The sequence below is a fragment of the Xanthomonas sp. LMG 12461 genome, assembly GCF_009192935.1.
Taxonomy (GTDB): domain Bacteria; phylum Pseudomonadota; class Gammaproteobacteria; order Xanthomonadales; family Xanthomonadaceae; genus Xanthomonas_A; species Xanthomonas_A sontii.
In genome coordinates this window covers 1-21,340 of record NZ_NQYT01000071.1, presented here as the reverse complement: position 1 = coordinate 21,340, position 21,340 = coordinate 1, and the positions used below count along the sequence as shown (strand labels likewise).

At 70.3% G+C, this 21,340-nt stretch carries 20 protein-coding genes and 1 tRNA gene; 10 read left to right on the top strand and 11 right to left on the bottom strand.

All coding sequences use genetic code 11. The features are described from left to right. Nucleotides 1–121: 121 nt before the first annotated feature. Nucleotides 122–598 (bottom strand): LEA type 2 family protein, encoded by a 477-nt coding sequence (locus tag CEK68_RS17785; RefSeq protein WP_152240178.1) that lies wholly within the window; start codon nucleotides 596–598, stop codon nucleotides 122–124. Between the two features lie 682 nt (nucleotides 599–1,280). Here CEK68_RS17785 and CEK68_RS17780 point away from each other — a divergent pair. Beyond that, nucleotides 1,281–1,356, top strand: a tRNA-Phe gene (locus CEK68_RS17780). Nucleotides 1,357–1,361: 5 nt separating this feature from the next. Here the strand turns inward: CEK68_RS17780 and CEK68_RS21420 are convergent. Beyond that, a complete protein-coding gene (locus CEK68_RS21420; RefSeq protein ID WP_255424787.1) occupies nucleotides 1,362–1,484 on the bottom strand; it encodes a hypothetical protein in 123 nt (40 codons plus the stop codon). 239 nt (nucleotides 1,485–1,723) lie between these two features. Here CEK68_RS21420 and CEK68_RS17775 point away from each other — a divergent pair, with 239 nt between their 5' ends. Together CEK68_RS17775 and CEK68_RS17770 are read left to right on the top strand one after the other, a co-directional pair. After that, on the top strand, nucleotides 1,724–1,969 hold the full coding sequence (locus CEK68_RS17775) for a hypothetical protein (RefSeq protein ID WP_017916036.1): 246 nt from the start codon (nucleotides 1,724–1,726) through the stop codon (nucleotides 1,967–1,969). A 95-nt stretch (nucleotides 1,970–2,064) separates the two neighbouring features. Beyond that, the gene (locus tag CEK68_RS17770; RefSeq protein WP_017909057.1) at nucleotides 2,065–2,610 is read left to right on the top strand and encodes a lipocalin family protein; all 546 of its coding nucleotides are present in this window, start codon (nucleotides 2,065–2,067) and stop codon (nucleotides 2,608–2,610) included. A 266-nt stretch (nucleotides 2,611–2,876) separates the two neighbouring features. Here the strand turns inward: CEK68_RS17770 and CEK68_RS17765 are convergent, their stop codons facing one another. The 3 genes from CEK68_RS17765 to queG are packed head-to-tail and all read right to left on the bottom strand — an operon-like array spanning nucleotide 2,877 to nucleotide 5,765. Further along, nucleotides 2,877–3,263 carry a hypothetical protein gene (locus CEK68_RS17765; protein WP_152240177.1) on the bottom strand — a complete coding sequence of 129 codons (387 nt, stop codon included), beginning with the start codon at nucleotides 3,261–3,263 and terminating at the stop codon, nucleotides 2,877–2,879. A gap of 28 nt (nucleotides 3,264–3,291) precedes the next feature. Further along, nucleotides 3,292–4,632: an exodeoxyribonuclease VII large subunit gene (gene xseA / locus CEK68_RS17760; RefSeq protein WP_152240176.1), complete on the bottom strand. Its 1,341-nt coding sequence runs from the start codon at nucleotides 4,630–4,632 to the stop codon at nucleotides 3,292–3,294. 26 nt (nucleotides 4,633–4,658) lie between these two features. Beyond that, entirely contained in the window at nucleotides 4,659–5,765 is a 1,107-nt protein-coding gene (queG, locus tag CEK68_RS17755; protein ID WP_152240175.1) for a tRNA epoxyqueuosine(34) reductase QueG, read from the bottom strand. A gap of 23 nt (nucleotides 5,766–5,788) precedes the next feature. Here queG and CEK68_RS17750 point away from each other — a divergent pair, with 23 nt between their 5' ends. From CEK68_RS17750 to CEK68_RS17725, 6 genes are all read left to right on the top strand, one after another. Continuing rightward, nucleotides 5,789–7,276: an NAD(P)H-hydrate dehydratase gene (locus CEK68_RS17750; RefSeq protein ID WP_152240174.1), complete on the top strand. Its 1,488-nt coding sequence runs from the start codon at nucleotides 5,789–5,791 to the stop codon at nucleotides 7,274–7,276. Continuing rightward, nucleotides 7,273–7,755: a tRNA (adenosine(37)-N6)-threonylcarbamoyltransferase complex ATPase subunit type 1 TsaE gene (gene tsaE / locus CEK68_RS17745; protein ID WP_152181908.1), complete on the top strand. Its 483-nt coding sequence runs from the start codon at nucleotides 7,273–7,275 to the stop codon at nucleotides 7,753–7,755. Before CEK68_RS17750 ends, tsaE begins: the two co-directional genes overlap by 4 nt. Before the next feature lie 80 nt (nucleotides 7,756–7,835). Beyond that, the gene (locus tag CEK68_RS17740) at nucleotides 7,836–9,422 is read left to right on the top strand and encodes an N-acetylmuramoyl-L-alanine amidase (protein ID WP_152240173.1); all 1,587 of its coding nucleotides are present in this window, start codon (nucleotides 7,836–7,838) and stop codon (nucleotides 9,420–9,422) included. A gap of 134 nt (nucleotides 9,423–9,556) precedes the next feature. Then, a complete protein-coding gene (gene mutL, locus CEK68_RS17735; protein WP_152240172.1) occupies nucleotides 9,557–11,437 on the top strand; it encodes a DNA mismatch repair endonuclease MutL in 1,881 nt (626 codons plus the stop codon). Further along, nucleotides 11,437–12,366 (top strand): DUF1684 domain-containing protein, encoded by a 930-nt coding sequence (locus tag CEK68_RS17730; RefSeq protein WP_152240171.1) that lies wholly within the window; start codon nucleotides 11,437–11,439, stop codon nucleotides 12,364–12,366. Before mutL ends, CEK68_RS17730 begins: the two co-directional genes overlap by 1 nt. 13 nt (nucleotides 12,367–12,379) lie before the next feature. Next, nucleotides 12,380–13,360 carry a TraB/GumN family protein gene (locus CEK68_RS17725; RefSeq protein ID WP_017911579.1) on the top strand — a complete coding sequence of 327 codons (981 nt, stop codon included), beginning with the start codon at nucleotides 12,380–12,382 and terminating at the stop codon, nucleotides 13,358–13,360. Nucleotides 13,361–13,682: 322 nt separating this feature from the next. Here the strand turns inward: CEK68_RS17725 and phaR are convergent, their stop codons facing one another. From phaR to gluQRS, 3 genes are all read right to left on the bottom strand, one after another. Beyond that, entirely contained in the window at nucleotides 13,683–14,195 is a 513-nt protein-coding gene (gene phaR, locus CEK68_RS17720; protein ID WP_010342976.1) for a polyhydroxyalkanoate synthesis repressor PhaR, read from the bottom strand. A 207-nt stretch (nucleotides 14,196–14,402) separates the two neighbouring features. Further along, a complete protein-coding gene (locus CEK68_RS17715; protein WP_017909333.1) occupies nucleotides 14,403–15,143 on the bottom strand; it encodes a beta-ketoacyl-ACP reductase in 741 nt (246 codons plus the stop codon). A gap of 62 nt (nucleotides 15,144–15,205) precedes the next feature. Then, entirely contained in the window at nucleotides 15,206–16,132 is a 927-nt protein-coding gene (gluQRS, locus tag CEK68_RS17710) for a tRNA glutamyl-Q(34) synthetase GluQRS (RefSeq protein ID WP_152240170.1), read from the bottom strand. 103 nt (nucleotides 16,133–16,235) lie between these two features. Here gluQRS and htpX point away from each other — a divergent pair, with 103 nt between their 5' ends. Continuing rightward, nucleotides 16,236–17,120, top strand: a complete 885-nt coding sequence (gene htpX, locus CEK68_RS17705) for a protease HtpX (RefSeq protein WP_017909331.1) — start codon at nucleotides 16,236–16,238, stop codon at nucleotides 17,118–17,120. Between the two features lie 95 nt (nucleotides 17,121–17,215). Here the strand turns inward: htpX and CEK68_RS17700 are convergent, their stop codons facing one another. The 3 genes from CEK68_RS17700 to CEK68_RS17690 form a co-directional block, all read right to left on the bottom strand. Beyond that, entirely contained in the window at nucleotides 17,216–19,288 is a 2,073-nt protein-coding gene (locus tag CEK68_RS17700) for an EAL domain-containing protein (protein WP_152240169.1), read from the bottom strand. Nucleotides 19,289–19,483: 195 nt separating this feature from the next. Further along, nucleotides 19,484–20,680, bottom strand: coding sequence for an NAD(P)/FAD-dependent oxidoreductase (locus CEK68_RS17695; protein WP_017909329.1), 1,197 nt, complete (start codon nucleotides 20,678–20,680; stop codon nucleotides 19,484–19,486). Next, a complete protein-coding gene (locus CEK68_RS17690; protein ID WP_017909328.1) occupies nucleotides 20,677–21,222 on the bottom strand; it encodes a YaeQ family protein in 546 nt (181 codons plus the stop codon). The genes CEK68_RS17695 and CEK68_RS17690 overlap by 4 nt, the downstream gene beginning before the upstream one ends. Nucleotides 21,223–21,340 lie beyond the last annotated feature (118 nt).

Below are 21,340 nucleotides of genomic sequence, written 5' to 3'. Positions count from 1 at the left end.
CGAGGCAGCGCCTGTGTCCGGTGAAGCGCAGGTCGACGCGCAGGGGCGTTCCGCGCGCCGGAAACCGGGACGTCGCGTTCGAGAGAGAGAGCGGGGCAGGTGGCGCCTCAGCACCGCCGGGTCAACGCAGCACGCCGTCCAGGCCGGGCGCGGGCGAGAGCATGTTGCGGGTGTCGATCTCGAAGCTACGCGGCTTCTTGTCTTCCGGCGTCGCGGCGATGCTGCCCTTCAGGGTGTACTCCAGGCTGCGGCGGCCGGCCAGGGCATCGGCGACGGCCATGCGCGCGCTCGAGCTGGGCTTCAGCGCGATGCTCACCACGTCCGCCGTCTCCGGGCCGATCGAAATGCCAGGTGCGGCCTGCAGGCTGCCGGCCGCTTCGCCGCCCACCCCCAGGTCCAGGCGCAGGGTGTCGTAGCGCATCGGAATGCTGCTGTAGTTCTGCAGGCGCAGTTCCACCTTCCAACTGCCGTCCATGTTGACCGTCAGTTGCTGCACGCTGGCGGCCGGGTCGGACACACGCCGCACGATGCCGTCGCTGCAGGCGCCGAGCAACGCGGTGCACAACACGAGCAAGCCGAGGCGGAGCGGGTGACGCATGGGCGGAATCCACGGAAAGGAAGACCGGCGAAGACTACACCACACCCCTGTCTGCCGTGGTGGCGCAGCGATGGCGGAGCCTCCCCCGGACTGCGCGGGCTGCGGAAAGCTGGCGGCATGCCGGCGGTCGCGCGCGACGTGGCGTGACGCAAGGCGGACAGCGGACACGCTCTACTGGCGCCTTCGCTTGGTGTCGAGCGCTTCCGCCACTGGAATGACAGGCCCGCCCAACCTAGCTGCGCGATGGCGTCGTCCGCGTCGTGCCATCTGCCGGCAGCCCTCATCCGGCATGCGGCCGGCCTGTGGGCCGGCCATTACCCCGTTCCGTCATGCCGTCAACCTCCGTTGCTGCTCCTCCGATCGCCCTTGGCGCAGCAACCCACCAGATCATCCAGGCTGACCCGCACGTGCCTGCGGACGTTCAGGTATGGCGGAATGACCGCGGCTGGCCGGGCGTCCGGTCGGTGTCCTCGGCGATCCGGCCGGCGGCCATCACCAAGGCGTCCCTGCCGTGCGCCGGCCGGATGCCGAGGACGTGTCCAGCATCGCGTGCCCTCGGATCGGACGCAGTCGGCGCAGGCCGCGGCGGTAGGTAGGAAAATTCTGCAACATTGCGCTTGCCCAATCCCGATCACCTCGCTATGATGCGCGTCCTCGCACCGGTCCTGCCGCGTTGCGCAGTGGCCGAGTAGCTCAGTTGGTAGAGCAGGGGATTGAAAATCCCCGTGTCGGCGGTTCGATTCCGTCCTCGGCCACCATTCTTTCAGGGCTTGCAGCAATGCAGGCCCTTTTCTTTTGCCGCGAGGGTTTGCGGCATCTGCATGCCTTGGCGGTGTGTTGTGCTGCCTGGGTCGCCGTCGTCGAAGGTGGCGTACGGCGTCGCCATTCGGCGTCCGGGCCGATCTCCCGCGCTGTGCAGATTTCCGCATGCGCGAGGCCTGTGCGACTGTCCTTTGCCCTGATCGGGTGTGAAGAAGGCGTGTCAACGTTCGTAGACAACTGCACCCAGTTCACGGTTTTTCGGGATCTTCCGCTCAATCAACGGCGCTGGCTGTCGTAATCATAGGCACGGGCAATCGGGGGAACCTGCCAATGACCAGCGGATTCGGACGGAGATGTGGCGGCGTGGCCCTGCTGTTGGCCATGGCCGGCAACGCCGTGGCAGCCCCTTCCGACCGGACCGAGCATGCGGGCGAGCAGGGCGGTCACGGTGCCGATGCGCCCTACATCGAGCAGGTCGGTTCCGAGTGCGTGATGGTCAATACCTACCTACAGCGGCGCGACGGGGTGGTCGAGCGCGTGGTGCTGCGCGAGCCGGTGCAGTGCGCCAGCCATCCGGACCAGCACTCCATGGCCGATCTGAGCAACTGACCGCTGCGCCATGACGGCCGGCGCCTTGCGCCGCGCTTTACATCGCTGCGCCGCTCCTGCATAAGCTGCTGCTTCCCGTCCATCGGAACCTGCGCATGCGCCTTTCGCCGATCGCGCTGCTGTTGCTGGCGTGCCTGTTGTGCCTCGCACCGCCGCTGCGCGCCGCGCAGCCGGTGAGCTCGGTCGCCGCGTTCGATCTCGGCCGTTATGCCGGGCAGTGGCACGAGATCGCGCATCTGCCGGTTTCCTTCCAGAAGAAATGCGTCGGCGACGTCACTGCGGCCTATGTGCTGCGCGACGACGGTCAGGTCGGCGTGCGCAACGCCTGCCGCACCGCCAGCGGCGACATGCTGGCGGCCGACGGTGTGGCCCGGCGGGTGGAGGGCCATCCCGGGCGGCTGCAGGTGCGCTTCGCGCCGGATTGGCTGGCCTGGCTGCCGATGGTGTGGGCCGACTACTGGGTGATCGCGCTCGACCCGGATTATCAATGGGCGCTGATCGGCGAACCCGGACGCAAGTACCTGTGGGTGCTGTCGCGCTCGCCGCGCATGCAGCGCAGCGTGTTCGAGGGCATCAAGGCCAAGGCGGTGGCGATGGGGTACGACCTCGACCCGCTGCTGGTGGTCGCGCCGCTGGACTGAGTGGGCGCTGCCGGCGCGTCGTTGCGGGCGGATCGGTGCCACATGGGCGACAGGCGCTGAGGATTGGGCCATCGCTGGGACTTTGCCGCGCGCTGTACGACGCTTGGGGCAGCGACTTGCAGTTCGCTGTGGCCGGCTGCTTCCGCCGGCGGTGGCTGGCGCCCTGGAGGATGTGCCTTGGCGCCTGCTGTCTGGCAGTGCATCGTGCATGCCGGGGTCACGCGTCGCAGGCCACCCTGTGGGACGGATGCTGCAACCGCTCGGCGTCAGCCGGGAAATGCCGTCAGTGCCGCGGCCAGCAGGTCTGCGCTGTCGCCGTCGCGCAGCGCCTGCAGGGCGTTGCGGCCATCGACCAGGCGCACCTCCCGCAACCATTGCGACAGCGTCGCCAGATCGCTGCCGCAGCCGTTCCAGGCCACGCAGATGGTGTCGCCGACATTGTGCAGGTCAGCGTGGTTCAGATGCTCCAGGGTGCCGTCATACGCCAGCCAGGCGAGTGCGCGTTGCGCATCCTCCGGTGCGCCATAGGCGGCGCCGTCGATCAGCGACAGCAGGTCGCTGCTGTCGGCGCGCCGCCCGGCCCGGCGCCGTTCGGCGCGACGCATGCCCTGCAGGATCGCCTTGATCCTTTCTTCGTGAATGCTGTCGGTCATGAGCGGCGAGGCGATGCGGGTGGACGGGTCACTCTGCGCGCTCGGCACGCAGTTGCAGTTCGCCGTCGGCCAGGCGTGCGCGCAGCCGATCGCCGGGGGCGACCTGAGCGGCCGAGCGCACCACGCTGCCGTCGTCGACGCGGGTCAGGATGCTGTAGCCGCGCGCCACGGTCGCCAGCGGGCTGACCGTCTCCAGTGCACGCGCCAGTGCGCGCAGGCGCTGCGCATCGGTCTGCAGTTGCCGAGCCATCGCCGCCTGCGGACGTCGGCCCAGCGCCAGCAGGCGCACCCGCAGCATCGCCAGCCGCCGTTGCGGCTGCGCGGCGCGCAGCACCGCGGCGGCATGGCGCAATTGGGCATGCCGGCGTTCCTGCTGTTGCCGCCACACCGCCGCCAGCCGTCGTCCGATCTCGTGCTGGCGGCGCTGCAGCAACTGCAGGCGCACCTGCGGGCTCTGCGCCTGCAGGCGCAGCAGGGCGCGGTCGGCGCGTTGCTGCGCTTGCCGCAGCCGGTGCTGCTGCCAGCGCAGCAACGCGGCATGCTGGGAGCGCAGGCGCGCGCCGAGATCGCGCTGGTCGGGGACCAGCAATTCGGCGGCGACCGACGGGGTGGGCGCGCGCAGGTCGGCGGCGAAATCCGCCAGGGTCACGTCGGTCTCGTGGCCGACGGCCGACACCACCGGGGTGACTGCCGCGGCGATGGTGCGTGCCAGGTGTTCGTCGTTGAACGCCCACAGGTCCTCCAGCGAGCCGCCGCCGCGGGTCAGCAGGATCGCGTCGTAGCGGCCGCTGGCGTCGGCCTGGCGCAGCAACGTGGCGATCTGCGCCGCGGCGCTGTCGCCCTGGACCAGGCTCGGCAGGATGTCCACCTGCAGCAGCGGCATGCGCCGGCCGAGCACGCTCAGCACATCGCGCACGGCGGCGCCGCTGGGCGAGGTGATGACCGCCAGGCGCCGCACGAAGCCGGGCAGGGCGCGCTTGCGCTCGCTGGCGAACAGGCCTTCGGCGGCGAGCCGGGCCTTGAGCTCCTCGAACGCCCGGCGCAACGCGCCTTCGCCGGCTTCCTCCAGATGATCCAGCACCAACTGGTAGTCGCCGCGCGCTTCGTACAGGGTCAGGCGCCCGCGCGCCAGCACCCGCAGGCCTTCGCGCGGCACGAACCGCAGCCATTGGCTCTTGGGCTTGAACATCGCGCAGCGCACCTGCGCGCGCGCATCCTTCAGGGTGAAGTAGAGGTGGCCGGACGAGGGGCGGGTGACGTTGCCCAGTTCGCCTTCCACCCAGGCCAGCGGGAAGGCGCTCTCCAGCAGGTCGCGGGCCAGCGTGTTGAGCTGGCTGGGGCTGAGGATCTGGTCGGCGCGATCGGACATGCGGGCGGTGCAGGGCGTACGGGCGCCTATCCTCGCACGTCGGCAGCTGCGGCCGGCTGCGTCGACGTGGCTACATGCCGGGCCAGCGCCCACTGCACGTGCTCGCGCACCAGCGGCGAGGGATGCTGCGCGCGCGCGCCTAGCGCGGCCAGTACCTGTGGCGTGGTCGGCGCGTTGCCCAGCGCCACTGCCAGATTGCGCAGCCAGCGCTCGTGACCGCTGCGGCGGATCGCGCTGCCTTCGGTGCGGCGCAGGAACTCGTCTTCCTCCCAGGCGAACAGCTGCGCCAGCGTGGCCTTGTCCAGGTCGTTGCGCGCGCGGAAGTCCGGTTCGTCGCTGCGCTTGGCGAACTTGTTCCAGGGGCAGATCAGCTGGCAATCGTCGCAGCCGAAGATGCGGTTGCCGATCGCCGGGCGCAGTTCCTCGGGAATCGCGCCGTCGTGCTCGATGGTGAGGTAGGCGATGCAGCGGCGCGCATCGAGCCGGTACGGCGCGACGATCGCCTGGGTCGGGCAGACGTCGATGCAGCGCGTGCAGGTGCCGCAGTGGGCGCTGGCCGGCGGGTCGATCGGCAGCGGCAGATCGACGTAGATCTCGCCGAGGAAGAACCAGGAGCCGCCGTTGCGGTCGATCAGGCAGGTGTGCTTGCCGATCCAGCCCAGGCCGGCGTCGCGCGCCAGGGCGCGTTCGAGCACCGGCGCCGAATCGACGAACACGCGGTGGCCGAACGGGCCGATCTCGTCCTGGATGCGTTCGGCCAGCTTCTGCAGGCGGTTGCGCATCAGCTTGTGGTAATCGCGGCCCAGCGCGTAGCGCGCGACGTAGGCGCGCTCGCCGTCGCGCAGCGTGTCCCAGGCCGAGTCGTCGTCGTTGCGGCCATAGTCCAGGCCCACCGAGATCACCCGCAATGTGCCGGGAATGAGTTCGGCCGGGCGGGAACGCTTGTCGCCATGCTGGGCCATCCAGTGCATCGTCCCGTACAGGCCCTGTTCCAGCCAGTCGCGCAGATGCGCCTCGTCCTGCTGCAGCTCGATCCCGGCGATGCCGCAGCGCTGGAAGCCGAACGTGCGCGCCAGCGCGCGGATGCGCGCGGCGGCGGTGTGGGGATCGGCGATGTCGAGGCGGGCGGACATCGCGCAAGTATAGAATCCCGTGCATGTACGACTGCTTCGATCTCTATGCCATCGCGGACGCGCGCCGCATCGATGCGCAGGCCACCGCGCTGCTGGGCGGCGACGGCTACACGCTGATGCAGCGCGCCGGCCAGGCCGCGTGGCAGACACTGCTGCAGCGCTGGCCGCAGGCGCAGCGCATCCTGGTGGCGTGTGGCAGCGGCAACAACGGTGGCGATGGCTACGTGCTGGCGCGGCTGGCGCATCGCGCCGGGCGCCAGGTGCGCGTGCTGCAGTTGCCCGGGCGCGGCCCGCAATCGCCGCTGGCGCAGCGTGCTTGCACCGACTACATCGGCGTCGGCGGTCGCATCGAGGAGTTCGACGCGGCACTGGCGCCGGCCGACGTAGTTGTGGATGCGCTGCTGGGCATCGGCCTCAATCGCGCGCCGGACGCCGAGCTGGCGGCGCTGCTCGGCGCGCTGGGTGGACTTGGCGCGCCGGTACTGGCGCTGGATGTGCCCAGCGGCGTGGACGCCGAAACCGGCAGTGTGCCCGGCGCGGTGTTGCCGGCGACGCTGACCTTGCAGTTCATCGTGGCCCACGCCGGCTTGCATACCGGTGCGGCCTTGAACCATGTCGGCGAGCGCGCACTGGCGACGCTGGAGGTACCGCCGGCCGCGTTCGCCGGTTGCGCGCCGCGCGCGCAGGCCTGGACCGTCGGCGCCTTGCGCAATCGCCTGGCGCCCCGCCGGCAGGACAGCCACAAGGGCGATTCCGGGCATGTGCTGTGCGTCGGCGGCAACCTCGGCAGCGGCGGGGCGGTGATGCTCAGCGCCGAATCGGCCCTGCGCAGCGGGGCCGGCCTGGTCAGCGTGGCGACCCGCAGCGCGCACGTGGCGCCGCTGCTGGCGCGCTGCCCGGAAGCGATGGCGCATGCGGTCGACGAAGCGGCGGCGCTGGCGCCGTTGTTGCGCAAGGCCAGTGTGGTCGCGCTTGGGCCCGGGCTTGGCCAGGACGATTGGGCGCAGGCGCTGTGGCAGACGGTCCTGGCCGATTCGGACCGCGCGCTGATCCTGGACGCCGATGCATTGAACCTGCTTGCGCAGGCGCCGCGGCCCGTCCCGCAGGCGGTGCTGACCCCGCATCCCGGCGAGGCCGGGCGCCTGCTCGGCATCGCCACCGCCGAGGTGCAGCGCGATCGCTTCGCCGCCGCTGCGGCCTTGGCCGAACGCTATCAGGCGACGATTGTGCTGAAGGGGGCCGGCAGCCTGGTCGACGCGCCCGGGCAGACGCCGCGGGTGATCGCCGCCGGCAATCCGGGCATGGCGGTCGGCGGCATGGGCGATCTGTTGACCGGGGTGATCGCGGCGCTGCGCGCGCAAGGGTTGCCGGCGTTCGAGGCGGCCAGCGTCGGCGCGCTGCTGCATGCCGGCGCCGGCGATCGCGCGGCCGCCGACGGCCAGCGCGGCCTGCTGCCCACCGATCTGTTGCCGGCGCTGCGGCGCCTGTCCAATCCGGAATCCGAACCATGAGCCTCAGCTTGTTCCTGCCCGACAGCGAGGCCACCGAGCGCCTCGGCCGCGCGCTGGCCGCGACCCGCCCGGCGCAGGCCGCGGTGCATCTGCACGGGGATCTGGGCGCCGGTAAATCGACTCTGGCGCGGGCGCTGCTGCGCGCGCTCGGGGTGCAGGGCGCGATCCGCAGCCCCACCTACACCCTGGTGGAGCGCTACCTGCTGGCCGATGGCGAGGCCTGGCACCTGGATCTGTACCGCATCGGCGCGGCGGGCGAGCTGGATTTCCTCGGGCTGGACGAGGGCGGGGCCACGCTGTGGCTGGTGGAATGGCCCGAGCGCGGCGGCGACGTGCTGGCGCCCGCCGATCTGGACGTGCGCCTGGCCGTGCACGGCGACGGGCGTCGTGTCGCCCTGCAGGCGCGTACCGAGGTGGGGGCCGCCTGGCTGGCGCAGCTGGCCCAGCAGGCCGACTTGCAGGGACTTTTTGCCGGCTGACGCTAGAAAGTGAAGGCAGGTTATGGATTATTAAGGGAAAACCGCTTGCCTTTGACTCCCGGCGATGTTTGAATCGCGTTATGCGCCCGGGGACCCGTTTTTTCGCCAGTTTCGCCGCTGCCGCAGGCTGGTGCCTGGCGGCGCAGACGGCGTTTGCCGGGCAGGTGCAGTCGGTCTCGCTCGACAACGGCGCCACCGGCACCCGCGCCGAGATCCGTCTGCAGGGCAGCGGTGGCTTCAGCACGCTGTCGCTGGCCAATCCCAATCGCCTGGTCGTCGATCTTCCCGATTCCTCCGCCGCCAAGGGCCTGAAGCTGCCGGCCGGCGGCGGCGTGGTCAGCGCAGTGCGCACCGGCCATCCGGTGCCGGGCACCTTGCGCATCGTGTTCGACCTGAGCAGTTCGGTGGTGGCGTTCAAGCCGCAGATGCAGACCATCGGCGGCAGTTCAGTGCTGGTGATCGAGTGGCCGGGCGAGGCCCCGGCGGGCAAGGCGGTCGCCGCCGACGCGCCGGCAGCCGTGGCCCCGATGCCGCAGGCCACGCCTGTTGCAGCGCCCAAGCCGGTAGTGGATGCGCGCGCCGAAGCCGCACGCGCGACCGCGGCGCTGACCTCGTCGGTGGTGCAGCGTGCCAGCCAGCCAGCGCCGGCTCCGGTGCCGCCGCCTGCCGCGCCCACATCCACGCCCGCGCCGACCGTCGTTGCCTCTGCGCCGAGCGTTGCTGTCGCGGCGGCCGGCCGTCCTGTGCCCGGCGTTGTGCCGACGCCGGCGCCTGCGACAGTCGCGCCGCCGGCGAACGCGCCGTCCGAGCGCGACGACGCGGACGACGATGCGGCGGTGGCTGCTGCCGCCGAAGCACGGCCGGTGATGCCCAGCGCGGCCTCGCGGGTGAAGATGGCGCCCGGCATGCGTCCGCTGATCGTGGCCATCGATCCCGGCCATGGCGGCCAGGATCCGGGCGCCAGCGGTCCGACCGGCAAGCACGAGAAGGACGTGACCCTGGCGATCGGCCGCGAACTGGCGCGCCAGATCAACGCCACGCCGGGCATGAAGGCCTACATGACCCGCACTACCGACGTGTTCATTCCCTTGCCGATGCGCGCGCAGAAGGCGCGTGCGGCCAAGGCCGACATCTTCATCTCGATCCACGCCGACGCGGCCGAGAACCGCAGCGCGACCGGTTCCTCGGTGTACGTGCTGTCGACCAAGGGCGCGTCCTCGCAGCGCGCGCGCTGGCTCGCGGACAAGGAAAACGCCGCCGACCTGATCGGTGGCGTGCGCCTGCAGAAGACCGACAGCACCCTGGCCAACGTGTTGCTGGACCTGGCCCAGAGCGGCCACATGAAGTCCTCCGAAGATGCGGCCGAGCAAGTGCTGGGCGGACTCAAGCGGATCGGCAACAACCACAAGCCCGAGATCGAGCGCGCGAACTTCGCGGTGCTGCGCACCTCGGACATGCCGGCGATGCTGGTCGAGACCGCCTTCATTTCCAACCCGGACGAAGAACGCCGGCTGACCGATCCGGCCTACCAGCGCCGCATCGCTGGTGCCGTGCTCGATGGCGTCAGCACCTTCTTCACGCGGCAGCCGCCGCCGGGCACGCTGTTTGCCGCGCGCGCGCAGGCCGAGGCGGAAGCGGCCAGCACCGTGGCCGGCGGCAGCCGCTGAGGCGCTATCATTAACGGCTGATCCTCGATGACGGCGTCCGCGCCGCGAGCCGTGCCGATGTCCTTTGCCTGCTGTCGTTTTCGTCCTGTCGCCACGACCGGCGCGCGTCTGTGCGCGCATGGAGCGAGGACGGCATGAGCATCCGTCAGCTGCCCGAGATCCTGATCAACCAGATCGCTGCCGGCGAAGTGGTCGAGCGTCCGGCCTCTGTCGTCAAGGAGCTGGTGGAGAACGCGCTGGACGCCGGTGCGCACCGCGTCGACATCGATCTGGAAGAAGGCGGCGTGCGCCTGATCCGCATCCGCGACGACGGTGGCGGCATCGCGCCCGAGGAACTGCCGCTGGCCATCTCGCGGCACGCGACCAGCAAGATCGCGTCGCTGGACGACCTGGAATCGGTGGGCACGCTGGGGTTCCGCGGCGAAGCGTTGCCGTCGATCGCCTCGGTCAGCCGCTTCACCCTGGCCTCGCGCCGTGCCGGCGACGAACACGGCGCTGCCCTGCAGGTCGACGGCGGCAAGGTCGGCGAGGTGCAGCCGCGTGCGTTGCCGCCGGGCACCCTGGTCGAGGTCCGCGAGCTGTTCTACAACGTGCCGGCGCGGCGCAAGTTCCTGCGCGCCGAGCGCACCGAACTGGGCCACATCGAGGAGTGGCTGCGTTCGCTGGCGCTGGCGCGCCCCGACGTGGAGCTGCGCGTCTCGCACAACGGCAAGCCGTCGCGGCGCTACAAGCCGGGCGATCTGTACTCGGACGCGCGCCTGGGCGAGACCCTGGGCGAAGACTTCGCAAGGCAGGCGCTGCGCGTGGACCACAGCGGTGCCGGCCTGCGCCTGCATGGCTGGATTGCGCAGCCGCATTACTCGCGCGCCAGCGCCGACCAGCAATACCTTTACGTCAACGGCCGTTCTGTGCGCGATCGCAGTGTCGCCCATGCGGTGAAGATGGCCTACGGCGATGTGCTGTTCCATGGCCGCCAGCCGGCTTATGTGCTGTTCCTGGAACTGGAACCGGCGCGGGTGGACGTCAACGTGCATCCGGCCAAGCACGAGGTGCGTTTCCGCGATGCGCGGCTGATCCATGATTTCGTCTACCGCACGCTGCAGGATGCGCTGGCGCAGACCCGTGCCGGCAGCCTGCCTGGCGCGATCGGCGCCGACGCCGCGCTGCCGCCGCCAGCCGCGGGTACTGCGGCCTGGGCGGGCACAGGCGCGCCGAACAGTGGCGGCGCCGGTGGTGGTGGCGGACAGGGTTATGGTTACGGCGCGCAGTGGCGCCCGGCGCAATCGCCGCTGGGCTTGCGCGTGGAAGAGGCGCCGGCGGCGTATGCGGCGCTGTACGCGCCTGCAGCGGAAGCGGGCAGTGCCGCCGGCCTGCCGCGGCAGACCCAGGACCCGGCCGGCGGCCTGCCGCCGACTGCCGCCGACAGCGGCGTGCCGCCGCTCGGCTACGCCATCGCGCAATTGCACGGCATCTACATCCTGGCCGAGAACGCCGACGGCCTGATCGTGGTCGACATGCACGCCGCGCACGAGCGCATCGGCTACGAGCGTTTGAAGACCGCGCACGATGGCATCGGCCTGCATGCGCAGCCGTTGCTGGTGCCGATCACCCTGGCAGTCGGCGAACGCGATGCCGACACCGCCGAGCGCGAGGCGGAGACGCTGGCCGCGCTCGGGTTCGAGATCACCCGCAGCGGACCGCAATCGCTGCACGTGCGCAGCATTCCCGCACTGCTGGCGCAGGCCGAGCCGGAGGCCTTGCTGCGCGACGTGCTCACCGACCTGCGCGAACACGGCCATAGCGGTCGCGTCGCCGGCGCGCGCGATGCGCTGCTGTCGACCATGGCCTGCCACGGCGCGGTGCGCGCCAACCGCCGCCTCACCATTCCGGAAATGAACGCACTGCTGCGCGACATGGAAGCCACCGAGCGCTCCGGACAATGCAATCATGGGCGTCCGACCTGGGCGCGGTTCACCCTGGGCGAGATCGATCGTTGGTTCCTGCGGGGGCGGTGATGGACAAGCGGATGTGGACGGCGGCGCTGCTGGCGGCGCTCGTCGCCTTGAGTGGCTGCGGCAAGCAGGCGCCGGCACCGGCCGCGCCGAAGGCGATGGACGCACGGTTCGTGGCCGATGAGCAGGCTTGGCGCGCGCAGCGCCAGCGCGAACTGCAGGCGCCGGACGGCTGGACCAGCCTGGTCGGCCTGCACTGGCTGGAATTGAAGGAGCACTACATCGGCAGCGGCCCGGACAGCGGCATCCGCCTGGCGGTGGGGCCGGCGCGGATGGCGCTGGTGTCGCAGGCGCAGCGCGAGGTGTACCTGACCCCCGAGCGCGGCGCCGCCCTCAGCGTCGCCGGCGCGCCGGTGCAGGGGCGGATCCGTGTGTACAGCGACCACGATCCGCAGCCGACGGTGATCGACTTCGACGACGGCAAGGGCAAGCTCAGCCTGATCGAACGTGGCGGCCGTTATGCGCTGCGGGTCAAGCACGCCGATGCGCCGACCCGGCTGGGTTTCGCAGGCGTGCCGTACTGGCCGCTGGCCGAATCCTGGCGCGTGCGCGGGCGTTTCGTGCCCAATCCACCGGGCACGACCCTGCCCATCGTCGACATCATCGGCGTCACCACGCCATCGCCGAATCCCGGCGCGCTGGAGTTCGAGCGCGGCGGCAAACGCTACCGCCTGCAGGCGATCGGCGAACCCGGCCAGTCGCTGTTCGTGGTGTTCGCCGACCGCACCAGCGGTCACGGCAGCTACCCCGCCGGGCGCTTCCTGGACGTGGACCCGCCCACGGCCGACGGCAGCGTGGTGCTGGATTTCAACCGCGCCTACGACCCGCCGTGCGCGTTCACCCCGTTCGCCACCTGTCCGTTGCCGCCGCCGGAGAACCGCCTCGACCTGGCGGTGGATGCCGGCGAGAAGGCCTACGCCGCCGCCCATTGACCCGAGGATGCCGATGACCCCGTTCCCGCGCCTGTTGCGCCGCCTGCTGCTGGGCCTGTCGCTGTGCCTGGTGCTGCCGGCACTGGCCCGCACGCCGCCGCCGGTGGCCGCGACGCCTGTCGCGCCCGCCGCCGCAGCGCCCACGGTGGTGCCGCCCACGCCGCTGTTGTGGAAGGTCAGCGGGCCGCGCGGCACGCTGTACCTGCTGGGCTCGTTCCACATGCTCAAGGCCGACGACTATCCGCTGGCCCGCGAGGTCGATGCGGCCTACGCGGCGTCGCCGCGGTTGCTGTTCGAACTGGCGCCGAAGGACGTGGACGCGCCGCAACTGGGCGCGCAGATGCTGCAGGCGGCGCAGCGCCACGACGGCAAGCGGCTGCAGGACGACCTGGACCCGGCGACCTGGGAGCGGCTGCGCCGCTATGCCGCCGGCCACGGCCTGCCGCTGGCGCAGATGAGCGGCTTCGAGCCGTGGTTCGTCGGCCTCAGCATCAGCATCGCCGACATGAAGGCGCAGGGCCTGGAGGCCGATGCCGGGCTGGATCGTCATTTCATGACACTGGCCTTGCAGGACGGCAAGAGTGCCGAGGGCCTGGAGACCGCGCAGGCGCAGATCGACCTGCTCGACGGCATGGACCCGGTGGAGCAGAAGCAGATGCTGACCGAAGCGCTGGACGATGCCGAGCAGGGCGCGGCGCAGACGCTGCGCCTGCACGATGCCTGGCGCCGCGGCGACGAGCGCCAGCTGTGGCAGGAGATCGGCGCGCAGATGAAGCGCGACTACCCGCGGCTGTACCAGCGCATCGACGTGGAGCGCAACCAGGCCTGGCTGCCGCGCCTGGAGCAGCGCCTGAAGGACGGTGGCGGCGACACCCTGGTGGTGGTGGGTGCGCTGCACCTGCTCGGGCCGGACGGCGTGGTCGAGGGCCTGCGTGCGCGTGGTTACAAGGTCGAGCGGATCTGCGGGAATTGCAAGCCGGCGAAGTCGCGCTGACACACGCCTGCGAGGCTTCGCCCGTACCCTCATCCGCCCCTTCGGGGTACCTTCCCCCCAAAAGGGGGCCGTGGTCCCAATGGGAGAAGGGAGAGGTTGGAGCCCCTCTCCCGCCGGGAGAGGGGTTGGGGTGAGGGTAAGGGCGCGAAGCGCTCCGTCGAATCAAATCCGCGAGGCTTCGCCCGTACCCTCATCCGCCCCTTCGGGGCACCTTCTCCCAAAGGGAGAAGGGAGAAGCTGGAGCCCCTCTCCCATCGGGAGAGGGGTTGGGGTGAGGGTAGGGGCGCGAAGCGCCCCGCCGAACCTCACCCGGCCGCAATCCTCAGCGCGGACGCGACTTCGGTGCGGCGCCCGCCGGCGGTTCGCCAGGCTTGCCGGTGCCAGCGGCCGGGCGGCCGAAGCCGGCGCCGAGGTTGCGCTGGAATTCCTGCCACAGCTCCAGGTTGCGCTCGGTGAGCTGGTTCATCATGGTCCACGGGGTCTGCCCCAGCAGATTGCCCATCTGCTGGCGGAACTGCTGCTGCTGGTCGAGGAACACCTGCATGCTGCGCTCCAGGTAGTTGCCCATGAAGCCCTGCAGCGAGTCGCCGTAGAAGCGGATGATCTGGCTGAGCAACTGCGTGGACAGCATCGGCTCGCCGTCCTGTTCCTGGTCGGCGATGATCTGCAGCAGCACTGCGCGGCTGAGGTCTTCGCCGGTCTTGGCGTCGCGGACTTCGAATTCCTCGCCGTCGATGATCAGCTGGCGGACGTCTTCGATGGTGATGTAACTGGAGATCTCGGTGTCGTAGAGGCGGCGATTGGGATACTTCTTGATGATGCGAATCTCAGCCATGAAGCGATCGCTCTGTGACGGTAAGCGCGCAGCATGGCGCAGCGCAGCAGGGCTTGCAACCGCCGAAAGTACCTGAGCACGCGGGTGCAGCAAAAAAATCATGCTGCGCAGCATTCGCAGCGCAGCAAAAGTCCACAGGCCGCCGTGGCGGCCAATGCGGGATAGCGTTACCTCGCGCGAAAGCCGCCGCCTGAGCGATTCAGCTGCTCACCACCCCATGTGGTGGCCGCCGTTGATGTCCAGGTTCGAACCGGTGATCCACGCCGCTTCCTCGGCCACAAGGAACGCCACGGCGTAGGCGATCTCCTCCGGCTTGCCGAGACGCCCGGTGGGGATGTCGGCGGCGATCTTGGCGCGGACTTCCTCCGGCACCGCCATCACCATGTCGGTGGCGACATAGCCGGGCGAGACCGTGTTGACGGTGATGCCGTAGCTGGCGTTCTCGCGCGCCAGGGAAATGGTGAAGCCGTGCATGCCGGCCTTGGCCGCAGCGTAGTTGGCCTGGCCGTACTGGCCCTTGAGGCCGTTGATCGAACTGATCTGGATGACCCGCCCCCAACGCTTCTGGCGCATGCCCTCGATCACCGGGCGGGTGACGTTGAACACCGAGTTGAGGTTGGTGTTGATGACTTCGTGCCATTGCTCGGCGGTCATCTTGTGGAAGGTGGTGTCGCGGGTGATGCCGGCGTTGTTGACCAGGATCTCGACCGGGCCGAGTTGGCGTTCGACCTCACGCACCAGGGTCTGCGCGTGTTCGGGCGAGGCGACGTCGCCGGGGACGATGGCGACGTCGTGGCCACGCTCGCGCATGCGCTGCTGCCAGGCCAGGGCCTTGGCCTGGTCGCGGTAGTTGCTGGCCACGCGGTGGCCCTGCGCGGCCAGCCGCTCGCAGATTGCGGTGCCGATGCCGCCGGTGCCGCCGGTGACCAGCGCAACGCGTGATGTCATGGATGTCGCTCCGGATAGAAATGGTGGGAAAGGACGGCCGCGGCGCGGCCCAGGGTCCGATTCTAGTCAGCCTTGATGTCGCTGGGGATAGCCGGCGCGACTGACGCCGCATCGTCCACGCGTCGGTCCTGCGCCGGCAACCGCGTCGGGTCGAAGGCGCGCAGCGCGGCGGTGAGCAGCGCCGGCACCGACCCGGCGCCGGCCAACGCTGCCGGCGGCTGGCCCAGCGTCGCCCAGGCCAGGCGCAGCGCCGGCAGCGGGTCGGCATCGTCCAGCGGCAGCGCCGCGTGCGACTTGGACAGCTTGCGGCCATCGGCGTCGAGCAGCAGCGGCAGGTGCAGGTAGCGCGGCGTGGGCAGGCCCAGCGCACGCTGCAGCAGGATCTGCCGTGGCGTGGAGTCCAGCAGGTCCGCGCCGCGCACCACGTCGGTGATGCCTTGCGCGGCATCGTCGACCACCACGGCCAGTTGGTACGCCCAGCAGCCGTCGGCGCGCAGCAGCACCACATCGCCGACCTCGGCATGGACGTCCTGGGCCAGCCGGCCGCGCACCGCGTCGTCGAAGGCCACCACGCTGGCCGTACCGGGCGGCACGCGCAGACGGATGGCCGGCTGTGCGCGTGGCGCGTCGGTGACGCAAGCGTGGTGCACGCCGCCCTGCGCCGCGAGGGCGCTGCGGCTGCAACTGCAGGGGAAGGCGAGGCCGGCCTGCAGCAGCCGCTGCAGGGCGTCGCGGTAGATCGGATCGCGCTCGCTCTGCCGCAGCACCGGGCCGTCGGCCTCCAGGCCGCAGGCGCGCAGGCTCGCCAGTTGCCGCTCGGCGGCGCCGGGCACGCTGCGCGGGCGGTCCACGTCCTCGATGCGCAGCAGCCACTGTCCGCCGGCGTGGCGGGCGAGCAACCAACTGCCGAAGGCGGCGAGCAGCGAACCCAGGTGCAGCGGGCCGGTGGGCGAGGGCGCGAAGCGGCCGCGGTAGGGAGACGGGAACATGGACAAGCTGAATCCTCGGTCAGGTACGCGCTTGAATTCAAGCGGCCGACACCGCAGATTCGAGCCAATCCTTCCATTTGATCCGTGCGGAGCCCACGCTCACATGTTCAATCGTATCGTCCTGTTCCTCATCACCAACCTGGCGGTGCTGGTGCTGGCCGGCATTGTCATGTCCGTGTTCGGGGTCAACCCCAACCAGATGGGCGGCCTGCTGGTGATGGCCGCGATCTTCGGCTTCGGCGGCTCGCTGGTGTCGCTGCTGCTGTCCAAGTTCATGGCCAAGCGCGCCACCGGCGCTCAGGTGATCACCGAGCCGCGCAACCACACCGAGCGCTGGTTGCTGCAGACCGTGCAGCGCCAGGCGCAGGCCGCCGGCATCGGCATGCCCGAGGTCGCCGTGTACGACGGCCCGGAGATCAACGCCTTCGCCACCGGCGCCAACCGCAACAATGCGCTGGTCGCCGTTTCCACCGGCCTGCTGCAGAACATGACCGAGGACGAGGCCGAGGCGGTGCTGGGCCATGAGATCAGCCACATCGCCAACGGCGACATGGTGACCATGGCATTGCTGCAGGGCGTGCTCAACACCTTCGTGATCGTGCTGGCGCGCGTGGTCGGTGGCGTGGTCGACAGCTACCTGTCCGGCAACCGCGATGGTCGCCGCGGCCTGGCCTACTACGCGATCGTGATGGTGCTGGAGCTGGTGTTCGGCCTGTTCGCGACGATGATCGCGATGTGGTTCTCGCGCTACCGCGAGTTCCGCGCCGACGCCGGCGGTGCCAGCCTGGCCGGCCGCGCCAAGATGATCGCGGCGCTGCAGCGGCTGGAACTCAACCATGGCCAGAGCACCTTGCCGTCGCAGGTGCAGGCCTTCGGCATCGCCGGTGGTCTGGGCCAGGGCCTGCGCAAGCTGTTCATGAGCCACCCGCCGCTGTCCGAGCGCATCGCCACCCTGCGCGCCTCGCACGTCAACGCGACGGTGAGCTGATAGTTCGCGAGATCGACACGCCGGCCGGCGGAGCGCAGGCTCCGCCGGCCGTTGCTTTTGCGAATCCCCAATCCCCAATCCCGAATCGCGGCCCCTCAGGCAAAATCGAACGTCATCCCCGGCGCCGCCAGGCCGACGAACTCGCCCTGCACGTAATCGACGCCGGCACTGAACAGCAGGCTCATCGAGGTCGCGTCGGAGACGAACTCGGCGATGGTGCGGATGCCGGCAGACTGCGCGCGCCCAGTGATCTCGCGGATCTTGTCCTGGTGTTCGCGGGTCTGGGTCAGGTCCTGGGTGAAGCCGCGGTCCAGCTTCAGGAACGAGGGCTGGAAGTGCGCCAGCAACTGGAACGAGTCCAGGCCGGAGCCGAATTGTTCCAGCCCGACCTTGCAGCCCAGGGCGGTGGCGTCGGCCAGGAACTGCTGCGCGTTGCGCAGGTGGGTGAACACCTTGGCCTCCGGCGTCTGCAGCCACAGGCGGTCGCCGGGCACGCCGTGCGTCGCCAGTTCGCGCCGGATCAGGTCGACCATCTGGGTATCGGCGAAGGCTTCCGGGCTGACCTTGACCAGCAAACTGGTGGCGTGGCCGGCGCGCTGGCGTTCGCCGATGACGGCGATCGCACGCGCGACCACCCAACGGTCGATCTCGGCGGTCAGGCCATGCTCGGCGGCGATGCCGAGGAAGGTCGACGGGCCGATCAGTTCGTCGTTGCGCTCCAGGCGCAGGTAGGCCTCGTACAGCTCGTGCTGGTCGCCCTGCAGGTTCAGCACCGGCTGGTAGTGCAGCAGGAAGCCGTCGCCGGCCAGGGCCTCGCGCAGGTGCTGCACCCAGCGCTGCACGCGCTCTTCCTCGAGTCGGTCGGCCGCGCCCGGGTCGAAGATCTTGCAGGCGTTACCGCCCAGTTCGACGGTCGCCTGCACGTTCTCGCTGGCGCGCGCCAGGACCTGGCCGACGCTGGCGATCTTCTCGCCGATCTGCACGCCGCCGATGCTGACGGTGACCGTGGCCGAGCGCTCGCCGACGCTGAACACCTGGCTGGCGTAGGCCTGCAGCAGGCGCTCGGCCAGCGCCGCGGTGCGTGCGTAGTCGCCTTCCAGCAGCAGCGCGAAGTTGTGCTCGCCGAAGCGCGCCGCCTGCACGTCGCCGTCGATGGCCGCGGCCAGGTGCTGGGCCAATGCGGCGACCAGCGCATCGGCCGAATCCAGGCCGATGTCGGCCAACAGGCGCGCGTAATGATCCGGCTCGACCAGCAGGAAGCCGTACTGGCCCTCGCCGCGGCCGACCTGGGCCACCGCGGTTTCCAGCGCCAGCATGAAGGTCGGGCGGTTGAGCAGACCGGTGACCTGGTCGCGCTGGCGCAGGTCCTCGACCTCGCGCGCCAGTTCCGGGTCGAACTCCTCGCGGCGGCGGAACACCACCTGCACGCAGGCCTCGCCCTCGTAGCTGGCGGTGGCGAATTCCATCGTCGCCGGAAAGCTGTCGCCTTCCAGGGTGCGCGCGTCCACCTGGTACTGCGCCGGCGGCGGCTCGCCCTTGCTCAGCGACTTCAGCAACTGCTTGAAACCTTCCACGTGTTGCGGGGCGACCATGTCCAGCAGCGACACGCCTTCGACGTCGTCGAACGACTCGAACCCGAACATCTCCAGGTAGGCGTCGTTGGCGCGGATGTGCATGCCCTCGTGGATGTAGGCGATCGGATCGCGCGAGGAGGCGATCAGCGCGTCGCAGCGGCGCTCGGTCTCGCGCATCTGCGCCTCGATCCGGCGCAGGCCGCGCCGCGCCTGCAGGTCGGCCCAGGTGGTGCGGACCACGGCCAGCAAGTGCTCGGGCCGCTGCCGCAGCGCGATCGCGCGCGCGCCACCGGCCACCGCCTCCAGCCATTCGTTCTCGTCGATGCGCTCGGCCAGCACGATGACCGGGATGTCCTTGCCGCTGGCGGCGACCCGTTGCAGCACCTGCGGCAGGGGGATCGACTGGGCCTGTGCGCTGAGCACCAGGTCGATCGGCTGCGCGGTCAGCATCGCCGACAACTCCTCGGCGTGCTGCGGCCGCGACGGGCGCACCGCGATGCCGCTGTTGCGCAGGCTGCTGACGATCGCCTCGGCGTCTTCGCCGCTGTCGTCGACGATCATCAGGCGGAGGGTGATGTCTTTGCCTGTGTGCATGAAGCCTCCCGGGGACGGGGTTTAATACACGATGCCCGCGGTCGCGTCCATGTTGTTCGGGAATGGGGAATCGGGAATGGGGAGTCGCAAGAGCGGGCTGTCGTGTCTGAACGTTCGCGCTCGGACCGGGACGCGCGCGCAACAAGCGGCGTTTCGAGTCCCCATTCCCGATTCCCGATTCCCCATTCCCGGCCGCTAGGCCGCCAAACCAGCCGCATGGCCCGAGGCCCAGGCCCACTGGAAGTTGTAGCCGCCCAGCCAGCCGGTGACGTCGAGCACTTCGCCGACGAAGTACAGGCCGGGCACGCGCCGCGATTCCATGGTCGAGGACGACACCTGGTCGGTATCCACGCCGCCCAGGGTGACTTCGGCGGTGCGGTAGCCCTCGGTGCCGCTGGCCACCAGCGGCCAGGCGCCGAGCAGCTCGGCGGCCGCGCGCAGCTGTGGCTCGTCCAGCTGGCGCACCGGCTTGTCCGGCAGCCACACCTCGCACAGGCGTTGTGCGAAGCGGCGCGGCAGTGCCTCGCCGAGTACCGTGCGCAACTCGGCGGCGCCGCGCAGGCGTTTCTGTTCGCGCAGCCAGGTTGCCGCGTCCTGCCCCGGCAACAGGTCCAGGCGCAGGTCGTCGCCCGGTTGCCAGTACGAGGAGATCTGCAGGATCGCCGGGCCGCTGACGCCGCGGTGGGTGATCAGCATGAAGTTGCGGAAGCGCGCACCGTTGCAACTGGCCTCCACCGGCAGCGCCAGGCCGGACAGGTCGTGCAGGCGTTCCTGGTGCTTGCCGCTCAGGGTCAGCGGCACCAGCCCGGCGCGGGTCGGCAGCACGGCGTGGCCGAACTGCCGCGCCAGCTCGTAGCCGAAGCCGCTGGCGCCGAGGCTGGGGATGGACAGGCCGCCGGTCGCCACCACCAGCGAGGCCGCATGCACCGGGCCATCGTCGGTGTCCAGGCGGAACCCTTCGCTGCCGCGTTCCACCGCGCGCACGCTGCAGTCGGTGCGCACCGTCACCCCCGCCGCGGCGCACTCGTCCACCAGCATGCGCACGATCTGCTTGGAGGACACGTCGCAGAACAACTGCCCCAGTTCCTTCTCGTGGTAGGCGATGTGGTGGCGTTCGACCAGGTCGATGAAATCGGCCGGGCGGTAGCGGGCCAGCGCCGATTTGCAGAAGTGCGGGTTGGCCGACAGGAAGTTGCCCGGTCCGGTGCCGGTATTGGTGAAGTTGCAGCGGCCGCCGCCGGACATCAGGATCTTCTTGCCAACCTTGTTGGCATGGTCGATCACCCGCACCCGGCGCCCGCGCTGGCCGGCGGCGATCGCGCACATCAGCCCGGCGGCGCCGGCGCCGAGTACCACGACATCGGTGCGGAGGGGGGCGGTCCCGACGCTCATGCCGCGGCTTTGCGCACCGTGGGGGTGAAGGCGAAGCTGCCGCTGTCGCCCAGCCACTGCACCTCGCCGTCCTGGATCACCACGTCGAAGCGCATGCTGCGCTGGATCAGCTCGGCCGCCGCAGCGACGGCGTCGGCCGGCAGGTCGATCACCTGTACCGGCTTGAGCTTGATCAGCGCGGACGCGTTCTTGTCCCACCAGATGTCCGCGGCGCGGCCGCCATAGTTGGCCACCACCACCGAGCGCGCCCGGCCGCAGGCCTTGCGTACCCGCGACTCGTCGGGCTGGCCGACCTCGATCCATTGCTCGATCGCGCCGGTGTAGTCCATCCGCCACAGGTCGGGTTCGTCGTCGCTGCTCAGGCCCTTGCCGAACAGCAGGCGCTCCTCGGCGTACAGGGCGAAGGTCAGCAGGCGCGCCATCAGCCGTTGATCGGTTTCGGACGGGTGTTGCGCCAGGGTCAGGGAATGGGCGGCGTAGTAGCCGCGGTCCATGTCGGAAATCTGCAGCTCCGCCTTGCGGAGGGTGGCGGTGAGGGCCATGCGGCTACCGGGATCGAGGGCGCACTAGGATACGGTGTGGGGCCGCCGCTGGCCGGGGACTTGTGGGGAAGCGGGAGAATCGAGGCCCGGGGGGCGCGTGTCCGACCCGGGGCCGGGG